The organism is Halosolutus sp. DAT137 (assembly GCF_059736405.1).
This window is the reverse complement of record NZ_JCAQID010000001.1, coordinates 889,282-907,225: the sequence shown is the minus strand read 5'-3', so window position 1 is coordinate 907,225 and position 17,944 is coordinate 889,282. Positions and strand designations below refer to the sequence as shown.

14 protein-coding genes are annotated in these 17,944 nt (G+C 64.2%); 10 read left to right on the top strand and 4 right to left on the bottom strand.

Annotation, left to right across the window (positions count from 1 at the left end; genetic code table 11):
• The first annotated feature begins 1 nt into the window (after position 1).
• From nuoL to AC6I6L_RS04385, 7 genes are all read left to right on the top strand, one after another.
• Entirely contained in the window at positions 2-2,047 is a 2,046-nt protein-coding gene (gene nuoL / locus AC6I6L_RS04415; protein ID WP_497916494.1) for an NADH-quinone oxidoreductase subunit L, read from the top strand.
• Positions 2,044-3,570 carry a complex I subunit 4 family protein gene (locus AC6I6L_RS04410; protein WP_497916493.1) on the top strand — a complete coding sequence of 509 codons (1,527 nt, stop codon included), beginning with the start codon at positions 2,044-2,046 and terminating at the stop codon, positions 3,568-3,570. The genes nuoL and AC6I6L_RS04410 overlap by 4 nt, the downstream gene beginning before the upstream one ends.
• A complete protein-coding gene (locus AC6I6L_RS04405; RefSeq protein WP_497916492.1) occupies positions 3,570-5,099 on the top strand; it encodes an NADH-quinone oxidoreductase subunit N in 1,530 nt (509 codons plus the stop codon). Before AC6I6L_RS04410 ends, AC6I6L_RS04405 begins: the two co-directional genes overlap by 1 nt.
• Positions 5,100-5,233: 134 nt before the next feature.
• Positions 5,234-6,718: a DHH family phosphoesterase gene (locus AC6I6L_RS04400; protein ID WP_497916491.1), complete on the top strand. Its 1,485-nt coding sequence runs from the start codon at positions 5,234-5,236 to the stop codon at positions 6,716-6,718.
• A 32-nt stretch (positions 6,719-6,750) separates the two neighbouring features.
• The gene (locus AC6I6L_RS04395; protein ID WP_497916490.1) at positions 6,751-7,557 is read left to right on the top strand and encodes a CBS domain-containing protein; all 807 of its coding nucleotides are present in this window, start codon (positions 6,751-6,753) and stop codon (positions 7,555-7,557) included.
• A gap of 63 nt (positions 7,558-7,620) precedes the next feature.
• On the top strand, positions 7,621-8,364 hold the full coding sequence (locus AC6I6L_RS04390; protein WP_497916489.1) for an SDR family oxidoreductase: 744 nt from the start codon (positions 7,621-7,623) through the stop codon (positions 8,362-8,364).
• 135 nt (positions 8,365-8,499) lie between these two features.
• Positions 8,500-10,200, top strand: a complete 1,701-nt coding sequence (locus AC6I6L_RS04385) for an acyl-CoA mutase large subunit family protein (RefSeq protein WP_497916488.1) — start codon at positions 8,500-8,502, stop codon at positions 10,198-10,200.
• A gap of 114 nt (positions 10,201-10,314) precedes the next feature.
• On the opposite strand, the gene AC6I6L_RS04380 is transcribed toward AC6I6L_RS04385, so the two are convergent.
• Positions 10,315-11,139, bottom strand: coding sequence for a hypothetical protein (locus AC6I6L_RS04380; protein ID WP_497916487.1), 825 nt, complete (start codon positions 11,137-11,139; stop codon positions 10,315-10,317).
• Positions 11,140-11,298: 159 nt separating this feature from the next.
• On the opposite strand from AC6I6L_RS04380, the gene acs reads away from it, so the two are divergent.
• Positions 11,299-13,290, top strand: coding sequence for an acetate--CoA ligase (gene acs, locus AC6I6L_RS04375; protein WP_497916486.1), 1,992 nt, complete (start codon positions 11,299-11,301; stop codon positions 13,288-13,290).
• A 137-nt stretch (positions 13,291-13,427) separates the two neighbouring features.
• Here the strand turns inward: acs and AC6I6L_RS04370 are convergent, their stop codons facing one another.
• Positions 13,428-14,492 carry a polyprenyl synthetase family protein gene (locus AC6I6L_RS04370; RefSeq protein WP_497916485.1) on the bottom strand — a complete coding sequence of 355 codons (1,065 nt, stop codon included), beginning with the start codon at positions 14,490-14,492 and terminating at the stop codon, positions 13,428-13,430.
• Positions 14,493-14,590: 98 nt separating this feature from the next.
• Here AC6I6L_RS04370 and AC6I6L_RS04365 point away from each other — a divergent pair, with 98 nt between their 5' ends.
• The gene (locus AC6I6L_RS04365) at positions 14,591-15,901 is read left to right on the top strand and encodes a M28 family peptidase (RefSeq protein ID WP_497916484.1); all 1,311 of its coding nucleotides are present in this window, start codon (positions 14,591-14,593) and stop codon (positions 15,899-15,901) included.
• Between the two features lie 60 nt (positions 15,902-15,961).
• The gene (locus AC6I6L_RS04360; protein ID WP_497916483.1) at positions 15,962-16,783 is read left to right on the top strand and encodes an NAD(+)/NADH kinase; all 822 of its coding nucleotides are present in this window, start codon (positions 15,962-15,964) and stop codon (positions 16,781-16,783) included.
• A gap of 16 nt (positions 16,784-16,799) precedes the next feature.
• Here AC6I6L_RS04360 and AC6I6L_RS04355 read toward each other — a convergent pair whose 3' ends face one another.
• The gene (locus AC6I6L_RS04355; protein WP_497916482.1) at positions 16,800-17,048 is read right to left on the bottom strand and encodes a hypothetical protein; all 249 of its coding nucleotides are present in this window, start codon (positions 17,046-17,048) and stop codon (positions 16,800-16,802) included.
• A 90-nt stretch (positions 17,049-17,138) separates the two neighbouring features.
• The gene (gene nth / locus AC6I6L_RS04350; protein ID WP_497916481.1) at positions 17,139-17,822 is read right to left on the bottom strand and encodes an endonuclease III; all 684 of its coding nucleotides are present in this window, start codon (positions 17,820-17,822) and stop codon (positions 17,139-17,141) included.
• Positions 17,823-17,944: the final 122 nt, after the last annotated feature.

Genomic DNA, 17,944 nt, shown 5'->3' with positions numbered 1-17,944 from the left:
GATGACAGGATCAACTCTATTCGGTTACGCTCCGGCGATCGCACTGTTCCCGCTCGCGGCGTTCGTCATCGCGCTCGCGTTCGGCAACTACCTGCCGAAGAAGGGCGCGATTCCGGGTATCGTCGCGACGGGTGGCTCGTTGCTGCTCTCGCTGGTGATGGCCTGGGCCGTCGCGACCGGCGACGAGGGGTTCTACCAAACGACGCTCTACGAGTGGGCGGCCGGCGACGCGGCCAGTGCCGCAGGTCCCGAGGGGATCGAATTCACGTTCGGCATTCTGATCGACCCGCTTGCCGCGCTGATGCTCGTGATCGTCTCGCTCGTCGCCTTCCTCGTCCACGTCTTCAGTCTCGGCTACATGAACGCCGAGGGCGAGACCGGCCTCCCACGATACTACGCCGGTCTCGGTCTCTTTACGTTCAGCATGCTCGCGTTCGTCTACGCGGACAATCTGCTGATGGCGTTCATGTTCTTCGAACTCGTCGGGCTGTGTTCGTTCCTGCTGATCGGCTTCTGGTTCCGCACGCGGAGCGCACCGTCGGCGGCCAAGAAGGCGTTTCTCGTCACCCGCTTCGGTGACTACTTCTTCCTGATCGGCGTCATCGCGATCGCCGCCACCTTCGGCACGGTCCAGTTCGCCGGCGACGATTCGTTCGTCGCGGCGGCTGACGCGGCGATCGGGGACGGCGCGACGCTGTTCGGCTTCGACGCACAGACCTGGGTGACGATCACGGCGCTCCTCGTACTGGGTGGGGTCCTCGGGAAGTCGGCGCAGTTCCCGCTGCACACCTGGCTGCCCGACGCGATGGAGGGTCCGACCACTGTCTCCGCGCTCATCCACGCCGCGACGATGGTCGCGGCCGGCGTCTATCTCGTCGCCCGGATGTTCGGCTACTACGCGCTCAGCCCGACGGCGCTCGCGATCATCGCGTTCGTCGGCGGCTTCACCGCGCTCTTTGCGGCGACGATGGGCGTCGTCAAAGACGACATCAAACAGGTGCTCGCGTACTCGACGATCAGCCAGTACGGCTATATGATGCTCGGACTGGGCGTCGGCGGCTACGTCGCCGGGGTCTTCCACCTGATGAACCACGCCTTCTTCAAGGCGCTGTTGTTCCTCGGTGCCGGGTCCGTCATCGTCCTGATGCACCACGAACAGGACATGTGGAAAATGGGCGGCCTGAAAGAGAAAGCCCCCGTCACCTACTACACGTTCCTCGCCGGCGCGCTCGCGCTCGCGGGGATCGTCCCGTTCTCCGGCTTCTGGTCGAAAGACGAGATCCTCTACGACGCCCTGATCGTCGGTCTCGAGGATCCGGTTATCCTCGCGGCGTACGCGATGGGGCTGGTCGCCGTCTTCTTCACCGGCTTCTACACCTTCCGGATGGTCTTCCTGACCTTCCACGGCGAACCGCGATCGGAAGCGGCCGAAGACCCACACGGCGTCGGCTGGAGCATCAAGCTCCCGCTCCTTACGCTCGGCGCGCTGGCGACGGTCGCCGGCCTCGCCAACCTCGCGCCCGTCTACAAACTCGCCGGACTCGACGTGACGTTCCTCGAATCCTGGCTCGAAGGCGGCGTCGAGGGGACGACGTACGAGGCCTACTCGGGATCGATCGACGCCGTCTACGCGACGGGCGCGATCGGAACGGAGCAGACGACCGTGCTCGTCGCCGCGGGCCTCTCGCTGCTGCTTGCGTTTTCCGGTGCCGGCCTCGCCTGGAAGCTCTACAACGTGCCAGAACCCGTCGCACACACGGAACGGCTCGGACGCCTCGGGGACGTTGCGAGAGCGAACTACTACCAGGACGAGTATCAGGTCTGGCTCGCTGAAGGCCTGACGCTCCCGCTTTCTCGCGCGGCCGATCGGTTCGACCAGACCGTCGTCGACGGCGTCGTCAACGGCACCTCGACGGCGAGCCTGTTCGGTAGCAGTCGGATGAAGCGACTGCAGACGGGTATCGTGACGAACTACGCGGCACTGCTGGTGACAGGATTTATCCTGTTACTGCTGGTGCTCGGATTTCTCGGCGGGTGGTTCCTATGATGATCGAAGCACTGATCGCTGTGACGTTGGTCGGCGCGCTCGTCACGTTCCTCGCGCCGAATCGCATCGCCGGTAAACTGGCCTTCGCCATCAGCCTCGTTCCCGCGGCGCTCAGCGTCTGGCTATTCGCCGCCTTCGACGGCAGCGGGAACGCGTTACTCGACGGCGAACTCGCCTTCGAGTCTCAGGTCGAGTGGATCCAGTTTGGTGACTACGCAATCTCCTGGTTCGTCGGACTCGACGGCATCTCCCTGCCGCTGGTCGTCCTGACGACGATCCTGTGTACGCTCGCGATCGTGAGTTCGTGGACGCCGATCGACGAACGCGAGTCCCAGTTCTACGGACTCGTCCTCTTCATCGAGGCGAACCTGATCGGGGTCTTCGCGGCGCTCGATTTCTTCGTCTGGTTCATTTTCTGGGAAGCGGTGCTGATCCCGATGTACCTGCTGATCGGCATCTGGGGCGGCCCGCGCCGAAAGTACGCGGCGATCAAGTTCTTCGTCTACACGAACGTCGCCTCACTGTTGATGTTCGGGGCGTTCATCGCGCTCGTCTTCGGCCTCGGTGACGCCGTCACGAGCTTTGCGCTCCCCGAAATCGCGACGGCGATGCTCACTGGCGGCCCTGAAGGCTTCATGGGCGTCGGTGGCACGACGCTCGCCTCGGTAGTGTTCATCGCGATGTTTATCGGCTTCGCGGTGAAGGTGCCGATCGTCCCGTTCCACACGTGGCTCCCGGACGCTCACGTCGAAGCACCGACACCGGCCTCGGTGTTGCTCGCCGGCGTCCTGTTGAAGATGGGGACCTACGCCTTGCTCCGGTTTAATTTCACGATGTTCCCCGCACAGGTCGACGCCTACGCCGTTCCGATCGCCGCGATCGCGGTGGTAAGCGTCATCTACGGGGCGATGCTCGCGCTGGCCCAGACCGATCTCAAGCGGATCGTCGCCTACTCCTCGGTCTCCTCGATGGGCTACGTCATCCTCGGGCTTGTCGCCTACACCCAGTTCGGCGTCGGCGGTGCGACCTTCCAGATGGTCAGTCACGGTCTCATCTCGGGACTGATGTTCATGGCCGTCGGCGTCATCTACAACGCGACCCACACCCGGATGGTGACGGACATGTCCGGCATGGCCGATCGAATGCCCGTCGCTGTCGGCATCCTCGTTGCTGGGGCCTTCGGCTACATGGGGCTGCCGCTCATGTCCGGTTTCGCCGCCGAGTACTTCATCTTCTTCGGCTCGTTCGGTGCCGACTTCCCGTACGCACCGTTGGCGACGGGACTGGCGATGTTCGGCATCGTCATCGTCGCCGGCTACCTGCTCTTTGCGCTCCAGCAGACCGTCTTCGGGCCGTACCACCTCGAGACCGACTACGAGGTGGGCCACGCGCCGTTGCACGACGTCGCGCCGATGTTCGTCCTGCTCGGACTGATCATCGCACTCGGTGTTGCCCCTGAGCTGATCTTCGAGATGATAACCGATGCAATCGATCCCATCGTCGAGCGCGGAGGTGGACTGTAATGGCGCTGGTTGAACTGCCCGAGTGGGCGGCGCTTGCACCCGTCTTGATACTTCTCGGGACGGCAATGGCGCTGTTCGTCTTCGACAGCATCAATCCACGATCGACCAACCGAGAACTCCTTGCGGGTACTGCGGCGGTCGGCTCGCTGACTTCGCTCGCGGTCGCCGTCTGGTTCCTGGCGGCGGGCGTCGGAACCCCTGGTTTCGAGGGTCGGGGCGTCATCGACCTGTTCGACGGCCAGCTGGTCGTCGATCAGCTGGCGCTGTTCTTCATGATCGTCATCGCGGTCGTGACGGCGCTCGTCTCGGTTGCGAGCTACGACTATCTGCAAGATCACACCTACCAGGCCGAGTACTACTCGCTCGTCCTACTCGCAGCGACCGGGATGGCGACGATGGCCGCGGCAAACAGCCTCGTGACGATCTTCATCGCACTGGAACTGGCGAGTCTACCGTCGTACGCACTCGTCGCGATCTTAAAGGACAACCGCGGGAGCGTCGAGGCCGGGCTGAAGTACTTCCTGATCGGCGCGCTCTCCTCGGCCATCTTCGTCTACGGGATCAGCCTCGTCTACGGCGCGACCGGGAGCATGCAACTCGACGCGATCGCCGACGCCGTAAACGCGGGCGAGACCGACGACTACGGCGGCCTCCTCGGGCTGGGCATCCTGATGCTCATCGGCGGCTTCGCGTTCAAGACCGCGAGCGTTCCGTTCCACTTCTGGGCACCCGAAGCCTACGAGGGCGCGCCCGCGCCGATCAGCGCGTTCCTCTCCTCGGCGTCGAAGGCCGCCGGCTTCGTGATCGCCTTCCGCGTGTTCACCACGGCGTTCCCCCTCGACGCGACGACGGCCGTTATCGGCGTCGAGTGGACCTGGGCCTTCGTCATCCTCGCGATCGTGACGATGACGGTCGGCAACTTCGCGGCGGCGACCCAGGACACCGTCAAGCGAATGCTCGCCTACTCCTCGATCGGGCACGCCGGCTACGCGCTGATCGGCCTCGCCGGTCTGACGGCCGGCAGCGGCGGCGAGCTCGTGATGGGTGCAGCGATGATGCACCTGCTGGTCTACGGATTCATGAACACGGGCGCGTTCCTGTTCGTCGCGCTGGCCGAACACTGGGGTGTCGGTCGCACCTTCGCGGACTACAACGGCCTCGCAAACCGGGCCCCGATCGCCTGCGTCGCGATGACGGTGTTCATGTTCAGCCTCGCGGGTATCCCACCGTTTGGCGGCTTCTTCAGCAAGTACTTCCTGTTCACCGGCGCGATCGGTATCGGGAGTGGTGCCATGCTGGCCGTCGCCGCCGCATTGGTGGTCAACAGCGCACTCTCGCTGTACTACTACTCGCGGCTGGTGAAGGCCCTCTGGATCGAGGAACCGATCGCCACGCGAGACGCGCTCGCCCAGCCGACCGGCCTCTACGCGGCGATCGTCTTCGCCGCCGTGATGACCGTCCTCGTCCTACCTGGCTTCGGGCCGGTCGCAGACGCGGCACTCGAGGCTGCGGCAAACGTTCTGGCCTGAAACGGGTCGGTGTACCGTGTTACCGGTGATCGCTGTCCCGGACGGACGATCACCGGTACCGAATCACAACAGCCCGTATGAAATCGCGTCCGTCGACCCGGTAGTTTTTACCCGTCGTAGTCGCAAGCCGCCATATGGTTTTCCGGCTGGTGCTCGGCTGTGGGACCGTCGGTCGGCAGGTGGTCGAGCGGTTGCCATCCGGCGACGATCGACTACTGGTGATCGACGACGACGAGAGCACTGTCGAAAGCCTCCGCGACGAGAGCGTGCCGGCCCGCCGTGACGATCCGACTGACCGATCGGTTCTCGCGAATCTCGAGCCGCCGGACGTAATCTTCGTCGCCGGTGATCGAACTGACGTCAACCGCACCGCACTCGAGCACGCTCGGCGGGCGTTTCCGTCGTCGTCGATCGTCGTGTATATGGGCGGTAACGCCACCGATTCGGATCGAAGCGAGTGTCACAATCTGGCCGACCACGTGGTCGATCCCGAAGACGCGATGGTCGAGTGGGTCCTCGACGGAACCGCGAGTCGGCCTGCGGAGGCCGCGATCGAACTCCGCCAGCACCTCGAGACGATCGACGGCCGACTGGCGGTCGTGATGCACGACAACCCCGACCCGGACGCGATCGCGAGCGCGGTTGCGCTGGTCGACATCGCGGAGTCGGTCGGCGTCGCCGCCGACGCCTGTTACTACGGCGAGATTTCCCACCAGGAGAATCGGGCGATGGTGAACCTGCTCGGACTGGATTTACACACGCTCGACGTGGCGGATTCGCTGGGGACCTACGCCGCGTTCGCCCTGATCGACCACTCTCGACCCGGAATCAACGACCAGTTGCCCGAGGAACTCCACGTCGATATCGTCATCGACCACCATCCGCCTCGCGGTCCGGTGCCGGCCGAGTTCGTCGATCTCCGCGAGCACGTCGGCGCGACAAGTACGATGCTGACCGAGTACCTCGATCGGTTCGGCGTGCCCTTCGACGAGGCGACGGCGACGGCGCTGTTGTACGGCATTCGCGTCGACACGAACGATTTTACCCGCGAAGTATCCGCCGCGGACTTCGACGCCGCATCGCGGCTCTGGCCGCACGTCGATACCGCCGTCCTCGCCCGAATCGAACAGCCGACCGTCGAGGGTGACACCTTAGAGACGATCGCGCGAGCGATCAAGAACAGAGAACAGCGCGACACCGTCGTGGTCGCGAGCGTGGGTCGGATGACCGACCGCGATGCCTTGCCCCAGGCGGCCGATCAGTTGCTCGCGATGGATGGCGTCGAGACGACGCTCGTCTTCGGGTTCATGGACGAGATGGTGTTCCTGTCGGCGCGATCGCGGGACCCGACCGTCGACCTCGGCGAGACGCTGCGGGACGGGTTCGACCAGATCGGGAGTGCGGGCGGTCACGCCGACATGGCGGGTGCCCAGCTCGAACTCGGCATTCTCGCCAGCGCGGACGACGAACAGGAGATCGACTCGATCGTCAGCGTCGTCGAAGAGGTGATCTCGAACCGGTTTTTCGAGGCGATTCGGACCCAGCCTGGCATCCCGGTCGGGACCTACAGCCAGACCAGCGAGTGGCTGTTCGCGGTCGAGGGGGACGATCGGGGGTAGTACTTTTGCTCGCGGCCCCCTAACTTCGCCCCATGGACGTCGGGTCGGAGCGGAGCAAGCCCCAGGTCGAGGAGTACATGACGCGAGACGTGGCGACGGTGTCACCTGATGCGACCGTCGGCACGGTCGCGACGCGGATCGCCGAGAGTGACGAACACAGCGGCTTTCCGGTCTGTGAACGCCGTCGCGTCGAGGGATTCATCAGCGCCAGGGACCTGTTGCTGGCCGACGACGACGACCCGATTTTCAAGGTGATGACGACCGATCTGCTCGTCGCTCACCCCGAGATGAAGGTGACCGACGCCGCCCGCGTCATTCTCCGATCGGGCATCCAGAAGCTCCCGGTCGTCGACGACGCGGGAAATCTCGTCGGGATCATCTCGAACGCCGACGTGATCCGCAGCCAGATCGAACGGGCGACGCCCGAAAAGGTCGGGAAGCTCATCAGGACGCTCGAGCAGATTCATGGAATCGAACTGCACCAGGAGCGCCGAACCGTACCGATTCGGGAACTGACGCCGACGCAGGGGCGAGTCTACGCCGACGAACTCGAAGGACGGCGGTACGAACTGGAGCACGGACTCGCCGAACCCCTCGTCGTTATCGACAACAGGGGCACCCTCCTGCTCGCCGACGGACACCATCGGGTGCTCGCCGCCGATCGGTTGAAAATCGACGAGATGGACGCGTACGTCATCGTCGTCGACGACGATATCGACCTCGGGATGGCCAAGACGGCACGCAAAGAAAACCTCGAACGGATCGACGACATCGAGGTCGTCGATTACGCCCGCCACCCGCTGGTCCAGACGACGAAACGACTACAGTCCGGCGAGTGATCCGACGATCAGGAATTCCGACCACTAGAGAGCGTTTTGCCCTCCCGCGGAGTACCCTCGCTAATGACTACGTCCAGAGCGACTGCCCACCGAGTCCTGATCGCCGGCGGAACCGGCGATACGGGTACCGAACTGCTGTCGGTGCTTCGCCCGACCGATCTGACCGTGCGCGCGACGACCCGGTCGTACGCGGACGTCGACACCCTCGAACGCCTCGGTGCCGACGAAGTCGTCGTCGCGGACTTCTTCGATCCGGGCGACACCGTCGCTGCGGTTGGCGACTGCGATATCGTCTACTGTGCGCTCGGAACGCCGCCGAGTTACCGCCACACGATCGGCGGCAAACTCGTCGATCGAACCGGCGTGTTCAACCTGGTGACGGCGTCGGTGGGAGCGGGGGTCTCACATCTCGTCCACACGAGTGCGATCGGCGTTGGGAACTCGAAGCCGGGAATGCCCCTTCCCGCCAGACTCCTCCTTCGCGGATCCTTGCGGGCAAAACAGGACGCTGAAGCCGCGATCCGCCGGTCTGGGCTGGATTATACGATCGTGCGACCCGGCAAACTGACGAACGACCCGCCGTGTGCCGAGTTGCTCGTCGGGGAGGGCGGCGACTCGGTGTCCGGATCGATCGCCAGAATCGATGTCGCCCGACTCATGGCCGCCGCGCCGTTCACGCCGGATGCGCGCAACCGAACCGTCGAGGTCGTCAGCCGGAACGGACTCGAGGGGACGCCGTCGAATCTCGTCGATATCGACTGGGCGTTCGATCGGGTGCAGGCCGATCGCGATCGGATGAAGCTCTGAGAGGGCGGAGCGTCGTCTTCGCGCTCGTGATCGGACTGTGTACCGTCTTCGTAACGTCCTCTTGCCGACGGTCGTCCGTGTTGCCTGGACCGCTCCCCGGAACCCTTAATGAGCGGGCCGGCAAAAATTGCAGGCATGTACGACGAGGAGGACCTCGAATCGATCCGCCAGGCTTCGGCGGAATGGGAAGCGGAGACGCTCGAACCGGCACTCGACCACTACGGAGAGCGTCGAGACCGCTTTGCGACCGTCTCGAACGTCGAGGTCGATCGCCTCTACACGCCCGACGATATCGCGGATCTAGAGTATCTCGAGGATCTCGGGTTTCCCGGCGAAGCGCCTTACACCAGAGGAGCGTACCCGACGATGTACCGCGGTCGGCCGTGGACGATGCGCCAGTTCGCCGGCTTCGGGACCGCAGAAGAGACCAACGATCGGTTTCACTATCTGATCGACGAGGGACAGACCGGACTCTCGGTGGCCTTCGACATGCCGACGCTGATGGGGCTGGATTCTGACGATCCGATGAGCGAGGGCGAAATCGGGAAGGAAGGTGTCGCCGTCGACACCCTTCGTGACATGGAGATTCTCTTCGGCGGAATCGATCTCGCGGAGATCTCGACGAGTTTCACGATCAACCCGTCCGCACCGGTGATCTACGCGATGTACGTCGCCCTGGCTGACCAGCGAGGCGTCCCCCGCGAAAACCTTCGAGGAACGCTCCAGAACGACATGTTCAAGGAGTTTATCGCCCAGAAGGAATGGATGATCCCTCCTGAGCCTTCGCTGGATCTCGTGACGGACGTCGTCGAGTTCAGTACCGAACAAACGCCGAAATTCCACCCCATCTCCGTCTCGGGCTATCACATCCGCGAGGCGGGATCGACCGCCGTTCAGGAACTCGCCTTTACCCTCGCGGACGGCTTCGGCTACGTCGAGGACGCGATCGATCGCGGACTCGATGTCGACGAGTTCGCGCCCCGACTCTCCTTCTTTTTCAACTGCCACAACTCCTTTTTCGAGGAGATCGCGAAGTACCGCGCCGCGAGGCGGCTCTACACCCGCGTGATGGACGACTGGTACGACGCCGAGGACGAGGCGTCGAAACGGCTCAAGTTCCACACGCAGACCGCCGGACAGTCCCTGACCGCCCAGCAGCCGCTGAACAACGTCGTTCGCGTGACTATCCAGGCGCTGGCCGGCGTTCTCGGCGGGACCCAGTCGTTACACACCAACAGCTTCGACGAGGCGCTCGCGTTGCCCTCCGAGAAGGCAGTCCGGGTCGCACTGCGGACCCAGCAGATTATCGCGGAGGAGTCCGGCGCGGCGGACATCGTCGACCCCATGGGCGGCAGTTTCGCGATCGAGGCGCTCACGGACGAGACCGAACGGCGGACGATGCGCTACCTCGAGGAGATCCGCGACATGGGCGACGGCTCGGTTCGCGACGGCGTTTTGCAAGGCATCGATGACGGCTACTTCCTTCGGGAGATTCAGGACGCCTCTTACGAGTACCAGGAACGCGTCGAACGCGAGGCAGAAGTCGTCGTCGGCGTCAACAAATACACGCTCGAAGAGGACACGAGTCCCGACATCCTCCGCGTCGACGAAACCGCGACCGAGCGCCAGCTCGCACGACTCGAGGACGTGAAAGCTGACCGGGACGACGAGTCCGTCGAAGACGCGCTCGACGCGCTTCGGGACGCGATCGATCGCGACGAGAACACGCTCCCGGCGATCGTCGACGCCGTGACAGCGTATGCAACGATGGGCGAGATCATGAAGGTCTTCGAGACCGAATATGGGACCTACAGCGAGGAGATCGGGCTGGCGTAGTCTCTCGTTCGGTTCCGGAAGCACACGACGGTCGGGAGCGGGGGCACTCGAAAACTGGCCCTCGGCGGTCGGGAGCCGGCCGCTCGAAAGCCGGAACTGTGGAGAAAAACCGCGTCAGGAAGTAAAATCGTACGCCGACCGTGTAACGACAGTTTGCGTCTCCGGATCGTCGATCACGGCGACGACGATAACCTCGCCGCTGTCGGCGCTCAGGCCCTCGCCCAGCCCCAACTCCACAGCCTCACCGACGGCGTCGAGTGTGATCTCGTTCGCAGATTCGTTCTCCCCGCCAACGCGATCGCCGGCGTCGACCGTTCCGTCGACAAGGAGTCGATCGGCGTTCCCGCTCGCCGTATACAGTACAGTAACGGTCTCCGCGTCGTCGTCGACATCGATCGCGGCCCCCGCGTGTGCTTCCTCGCCGACCTCGTCTCCGCCATTTTCGATGTCCCACAGTTTCCATTCGCCCCCGTGCGTGCGGAGGCGGTACTCGTCCGTCACCGACTCCGACTGCGTGTTGGACTCGAACGTGACGCGGACGATCGCCATCTCGTCACTCGCCTCGTCCAGTTCAACGGTTACCGTGTCGATTTCTTCCGTGAAATACGCTTCAGCCTCGGCCGCGTCCTCGGGTGTCAGTTCCTCCAGTTCGCCGTCTGAATGGATGTGTGAATTGATGTCCTCGGCGTCACCGGTTGCCGCGGCGTCGAGAAACCGCTCGACGACCGTTTCCGGCCCGTCGGCTACCGAGTCGGTACTCGAATCGCGATCGTCGGACGCGGCGTCGTCCGAATCGGCTTCCGCTGTCGCGTCGTCGTCGGTCCTCTCGTCGTCAGACCCATCGTCGGTCGACGAGTCGTCGGTACTCGAGAAATTGAGGCAACCAGCCTGACCGAGCGTCGTCGCAGTCACCCCGACAAGAATCGCTCTGCGTTTCATCGAATACTTATCATCAATCTTGATTGCTAACTGTTGGGATACCGACGTTCGAGGGCGAAAGGACGGGCGCGAACGGGGTCACCGTCAGGCGGAAACTACCATACGACGCGCCGATCGGGGGAACGTTTATTTCGATCATAAGCAATACTTCCAGTATCCATGACTGACGAAGCCGACGATGGAGAGCCGGCGGTGGAACTGGAGGCGCGACTCGCAGAGCAGGAGGCGTTCGAGCCGCCGGAGTCGTTCGTCGAGCAGGCGAACGTCAGCGATCCGGACGTTCACGAGGCGTTTGAGGAGAACTGGCCGGAGTGCTGGGAGCGAGCCGCAGAGCTCCTCTCGTGGGAGTCCGACTACGAGACCGTCCTCGAGGACGGCAACGCGCCGTTTTACGAGTGGTTCACCGGCGGCGAACTCAACGCCTCGTACAACTGCCTCGATCGACACGTCGAGGAGGGCGCGAAAAACCGCGCGGCGATCAAGTGGGAGGGCGAACTCGGAGAAACCCGGACGTACACGTACGGCGACCTGCTGAACGAGGTCGAGGCGTTCGCGGCGGCTCTCCGAGATCTGGGCGTCGAGGAAGACGACGTCGTCACCCTCTACATGCCGATGATTCCGGAGCTCCCGATCGCGATGCTCGCCTGTGCCCGCATCGGTGCGCCCCACTCGGTGGTCTTCGCGGGCTTCTCCGCGGACGCGCTGGCGACGCGGATGAACGCAGCCGAGAGCGAGTATCTGGTCACCTGTGACGGCTACTACCGCCGCGGCGACGCGCTCAACCACAAGGAGAAGGCAGACAAGGGGCTGCGGGGCGTCGACCACGACGTTCAGACGGTCGTCGTCGATCGGCTGGGCGACGAACTGAAACACTTCCTCGGAACCGACGCCCACGATTACGGCGATCTCGTCGACGACCACGAGGGTGCGTCGGTCGAGCCAGTCTCGCGGGACGCCGAGGACATGCTGTTCCTGATGTACACGTCAGGGACGACGGGCGAGCCGAAAGGCGTCAAGCACACGACGGGCGGCTACCTCTCGTATGCGGCGTGGACCTCCCACGCCGTCCTCGATATCGAACCCGAGGACACCTACTGGTGTGCAGCGGACATCGGCTGGATCACGGGCCACTCTTACATCGTCTACGGGCCGCTGGCGCTCGGGACGACCACGTTGATGTACGAGGGGACACCCGACTATCCGAATCGCGATCGGCTCTGGGAACTGATCGAAAAGAACCGCGTCGATATCTTCTACACCGCACCGACGGCGATCCGGGCGTTCATGAAGTGGGGCAAAGAGTTCCCCGAACGCCGCGACCTCTCTTCGCTTCGCCTGCTGGGAACCGTCGGGGAGCCGATCAACCCGCGGGCCTGGAAGTGGTACTACAAACACATCGGCGGCGAGGAGTGTCCGATCGTCGACACCTGGTGGCAGACCGAAACCGGCGGGATGATGATCACCACGCTGCCGGGGATCAACACGATGAAACCCGGCTCAGCCGGGCCGCCGCTGCCCGGCATCGACGCGCAGGTCGTCGACGCGGAGGGCGACGCCGTGGAGGCCGGTCATGCGGGCTATCTGACCGTCCAGCGCCCCTGGCCCGGCATGCTGCGGACGCTGTACAACAACGACGATCGGTTCCTCGCGGAATACTGGGACGAGTATTCCGACGAGGCGGCAGACGAGTGGGTCTACTTCCCCGAAGACGGCGCGAAGATCGACGACGATGGCTACGTCACCGTCCTCGGACGCGTCGACGACGTGATCAACGTCTCGGGTCACCGGCTGGGAACGATGGAGATCGAGTCCGCGATCGTCGGCGTTCCCGGCGTCGCCGAGGCCGCCGTCGTCGGCGGCGACCACGACATCAAAGGCGAGGCCGTCTACGCGTACGTCATCGTCGAAGACGGGCAGGAGCCAGACGAGGACCTGCGCGAGCGGATCGTCGACGGCGTCGAGGAGACGATCGGCCCGATCGCCCGGCCCGAACAGGTGATCTTCACGCCGGAACTGCCGAAAACGCGATCGGGCAAGATCATGCGCCGGCTGTTAGAAGACATCGCGAGCGGGAACGACCTCGGCGATACGTCGACGTTGCGGAATCCCGACGTGGTCGACGAAATCGCAGACCGGGCCGGAGGCGACTGAGACGGTCCGCTGTACCGATCTACCGGTCCGACTGAGACGCTTCGCGTTCGGGGCGAAACTGACAGACGACAGCCCGTCTGGCCGTCGAATTACAGACGGTCGAGGAGAAAGCCCACGACTTCAGTCATGAGTGGATGTCAAACGTCCCGATCGATGACGAACTCGGTAAACTCTTCGAGTTCTGTAACGACGTCTGAATCGATCGCCAGTCCGTCGAGTTCGGCGCGCGCCTCGGCGGCCAGTGCGAGGGCACGATCGCGGGCGTACGCGAGGCTGCCGGCGTCTTCGATGATCGAGAGCGCTTCGAGGACCTCCTCGTCGGTGTTCGTGTCGGCCTGAAGAATCTCTCGGAGCCGAGTTGCCTGTTCCGGGTCGCTCTCTTCTAACGCGTGGATAACGAGCAAGGTCTTCTTTCCTTCGCGAATGTCATTGCCGAACTCCTTGCCGAACGCCCCGGCCCGGCCCAGCGAATTCTCGACGTCCAGAATGTCGTCACCGATCTGAAAGGCGACGGAGGTCAGTTCCGCGTAGCGTGCCACGGCCGCCTCGACCTCGGGGGGCTGGTCCGTGATGATCGCGGCCAGTCTGGCGACGATCCGCCCCAGACAGCCAGTCTTGCACGCACACATCTCCAGGTACTCCTCGGGAGTGACTTCGACGTCGTGTTCGTTGTGCCAGCAGATGTCCATCCCTTGCCCGAGGTGGGTTCGGTTGAGTTCGGCCATCAGCATCTCGTAGGCGGCCAGTCGCTGTTCGGCCGGCAGATCGCCTGGGTCCTGCGTGAGGATTTTCAACGGCAGGAAGTACATCGCGTTTCCGGCGTTGAGCGCGACGTCCTGTCCGTAGATGTGATGGAGTGCCGATTCCCCGCGGCGTATCGCGGCCTCGTCCTCGACGTCGTCGACGATGATCGTCCCGTTGTGAAGGATCTCCGGGATGCACGCGTAGGGCAGATAGTCCGTCGGCTCCTCGCCAAACGCCTCGATGAAGACGAGAAAGAGCACCGCACGCCACCGTTTGCCACCTCGATCGAGCAGTTCCCAGAGCGGATCCGACAGCGCCCGTTGAATCCCGTCGGAATCGTACTCGTAGGTCGGCTCGCCGAAAAACTCCGCGAGGTAGTCGGCGTCGATCTCCCGTGGGACGAGGTCCGCGATCGCCTCGTCGATGGCTGGCCGCCACTCGGCAAGCGTCTCCCGCATACACGTGCTGAGACAGAGCGCCCTCAAAAAGATTCAGTTATCCGTGTCGAGGCACCCGGTTCCCAACAGTTACCCGGAAGTGGACCGACTACACGTGCATGACCGACTGGATCGGAGACGTCTTTACCAGCGACGTCGGCTGGACCCACCTCGAGCGGCTTGTCGACGTCGGCAACCGAATGGCCGGCAGCGACGGCGAACGTACGGCCGCTGAACTGACTCACACCGCGCTCGCCGACGCCGGCGCGCGCGACACCAGACTCGAATCCTTCGGGATTCAGGGCTGGACCCGCGGCGAGAGCGCGATCGTCGCCGGCGAGGAGGAACTCGACTGTATCGCCCTCCCGCGCAGTCCCGCCGATCGCGTCGACGCGCCGCTGGTCGACCTCGGCTACGGACTGCCGGCGGACTTCGAGTCGACGGACGTCGAAAACCGCGTCGTGATGGTCCGAAGCGACATTCCCGACTACGCCGATCGGTACGTCCACCGGCGAGAGAAGTACTACCACGCGGTCGACAACGGGGCGGCGGCGTTCGTCTACCGCAACCACGTCGAGGGCTGTCTGCCCCCAACGGGGAGTGTCGGAACCGAGGCGGACCCTGTCGGCGACATTCCGGCGGTCGGCGTCTCCGCGGAGGTCGGAGCACGGCTGGCCCGCCGGTACGAGAGCGAGGACGTGGCAGTGTCGGTCGATGCCGATATTCACCCCGCCAAGAGCCAGAACATTCACGCCGAACTCGGTCCCGATACCGACGACCGGGTGCTTGTCACGAGCCACGTCGACGCCCACGACATCGCCGAGGGCGCACTCGACAACGGGGCCGGGACCGCGATGGTCGTCGAACTCGCGAACGCACTCGCTGCGCGCGAGGACGACCTCGAGACGCGCGTCGAGTTCGTCGCTTACGGTGCCGAGGAGGTCGGCCTCGTCGGTTCGAGCCACCACGCCCAAACGACCGATCTGGAGTCAGTCGCCGCGGTCGTCAACAACGACGGCGTCGTCGGGAGCCGGACGCTGTCACTGACGATCCACGGGTTCGACGGATTCGAGACCGCCGCAACTGCCGTTTCGGATCGGTACGATCACCCGATCGAAACGGTCCCAACTCTGGAGCCACACAGCGATCACTGGCCGTTCGTCCAGCGAGGCGTCCCCGGCGTCTACGCGAGATCGACCTCGGACGATGTCGGTCGTGGCTGGGGCCACACCCACGCCGACACCCTCGAGAAACTCGACTCGCGAACGTTTCGCGAACAGGCGATCCTCCTGACCGAACTGGTCGTCGAACTCGCAGCTACGGAGACGACGATCGATCGCCGCGAACCGGACGCGATCGCGGCCGATCTCGAGGCTCAGGATCTCGCGACGGGAATGCGAATTACGGGCGACTGGCCCTACGACGAGTGAGCGAATCGCAACCCGCGGGACAACCGCACGCTTTTGACCGGGCCGTGTGAACTGAGGCGTATGGACCCCGCCGGGTGGCTCGCAGACGAGACGCCGATCGTCGGCGTCGTCGACCCCGAGGGCCGAGGGTGCGATCGCGGCGGAGACGCCGATCCGTCCGCGGCGATCGACGCGGCGTTCAGCGACCGCGATCGATCGGTGTCGATCGTAACCGGGGACCCGGACACTGTGCTCGAATCGGAGCCGTCCCTGCTCGTTGCGATCGGTGAGCAAGGGATGACGGCCGTCGCTCGCGCGGAAACGAACAGTCCCGTCCTGGCAGTTGACTCCGTGCCTGGAATCGACGCAGTCCCGATCGACGACCTCGAACCTGCCGTCGGAGCCGTTCTCGACGGGGACGCGATCGAACGCGAACAGCCGTTGCTCGGCGTCGACGTCGGGTCGGCGTCGCTGCCGCTGGGGAGGGAACGAGCGCTCTACGACGTGACGCTCGTCACCGAGGAGCCGGCCCGAATCTCAGAGTACAGCGTCGACTGTCGTGGCGAACCTGTCGCCCGGTTTCGCGCCGACGGCGTCGTGGTCGCGACACCGGCGGGGACCAACGGCTACGCTGCCACCGTCGACGCGCCGCACCTCTCCCCGGCCGTCGACGCTGTCGCCGTCGCCCCGATCGCGCCGTTTGCGATGTCGACCCGGCGATGGGTGGTTCCCCAGGATGAACTGACGCTCACCGTCGAGCGCGACGAAGGCGACGTGTGTCTGCTCGCTGACGATCGAACTCTCGGCAGGGTCGCTTCCGGCGACCCCGTCAGCATCGCTGTCGACGGCGTGCTCTCGACGCTGGCCCTTCCCGGCGGTCGGATCGATGGCGCACGAGGATAGGCGCTCCGAGCACCGGTTAGCTGTTGTACGGCTCTTCGTCCCGGTGGTGGTCCGGGTTCTCCTGCTCGAGTGCGTCGGTCTCTCGCTGCACGGACTTCTGGTCGATGTCCTGTTTCTTCTCCTCTTCGTCCCGTCGTTCTCGTGCTTCCATCTCCTCTTCGGTCAATCCCTCCTCGTCGTCCTCAGTATCCTCGTGTTCGAGTTCGATGTCCCGTCCGTGTTCTTCCTTGCCGGTCTCGCCGCGCTCGTCGCTGTCGTTGGCCATCGTGATCCTGCCCGGCGCTACCAGCGGTCTCCGAAAAGGCGTTGGGCTTGCGACGGTCGGCACCGCGCTCCAGACCAGCGATCGCGTCGACTACCAGGGCTCCCCCGAAGCGAGGTCGATCTCGCTGTCGCCCTTCTCCGAGGGGCAGATATCCGCGAGCACGCAGTCCGAACAGTCGGGGTTCCGGGCCGTACAGGTCGCGCGACCGTGGTCGATACACAGGTGCGTAAACTGCTGCCAGTAGCCGTCGGGGACGACCTCCATCAGTTCCCGCTCGATTTTCTCGGGGCGTTTCTCCTCTGTGAGTCCGAGTCGACGCGAGAGTCGCTGGACGTGCGTGTCGACGACGATCCCCTCGACGACGTCGTGGCCGTGTTGAAGGACGACGTTCGCCGTCTTTCGACCGACGCCGGAGAGGTCGGTCAGTTCGTCCATCGTATCCGGAACCTCGCCGTCGTGTTCCTCGACGATCGTCTCGCAGGTGCTCTGGATGTAGCCGGCCTTGCTGTTGTAATAGGTGATCGAGTTCAGATCTTCCGCGAGTTCGTCTTGCGTTGTAGCCGCGTACTCTTCCGGGCCGTTGTACTTCGCAAAGAGCGTCTCCGTCTCCTTGTTGACCCGTTCGTCCGTACACTGCGCGGAGAGAATCACCGCGATCAGCAACTCGAGTCGATTCGAGTACCGCAACGAGATCGTCGAGTCGGGGTAGGCCGCCTCGAGTCGATCGACGACCTCGGCCGTCTGTTCGCTCCGCGCTTCCAGTGGGGTTCCCATGCGCGAGTCATCGCAACGTCGTGTGTTGAGGGTTCGGATTCCCCACCGTAACGGCGCTCGCCAGCACCCGGCGATCGCGCCCGCGTGAGCGGCCCGGATGCCGTGACCTTTAAGCGGCCATC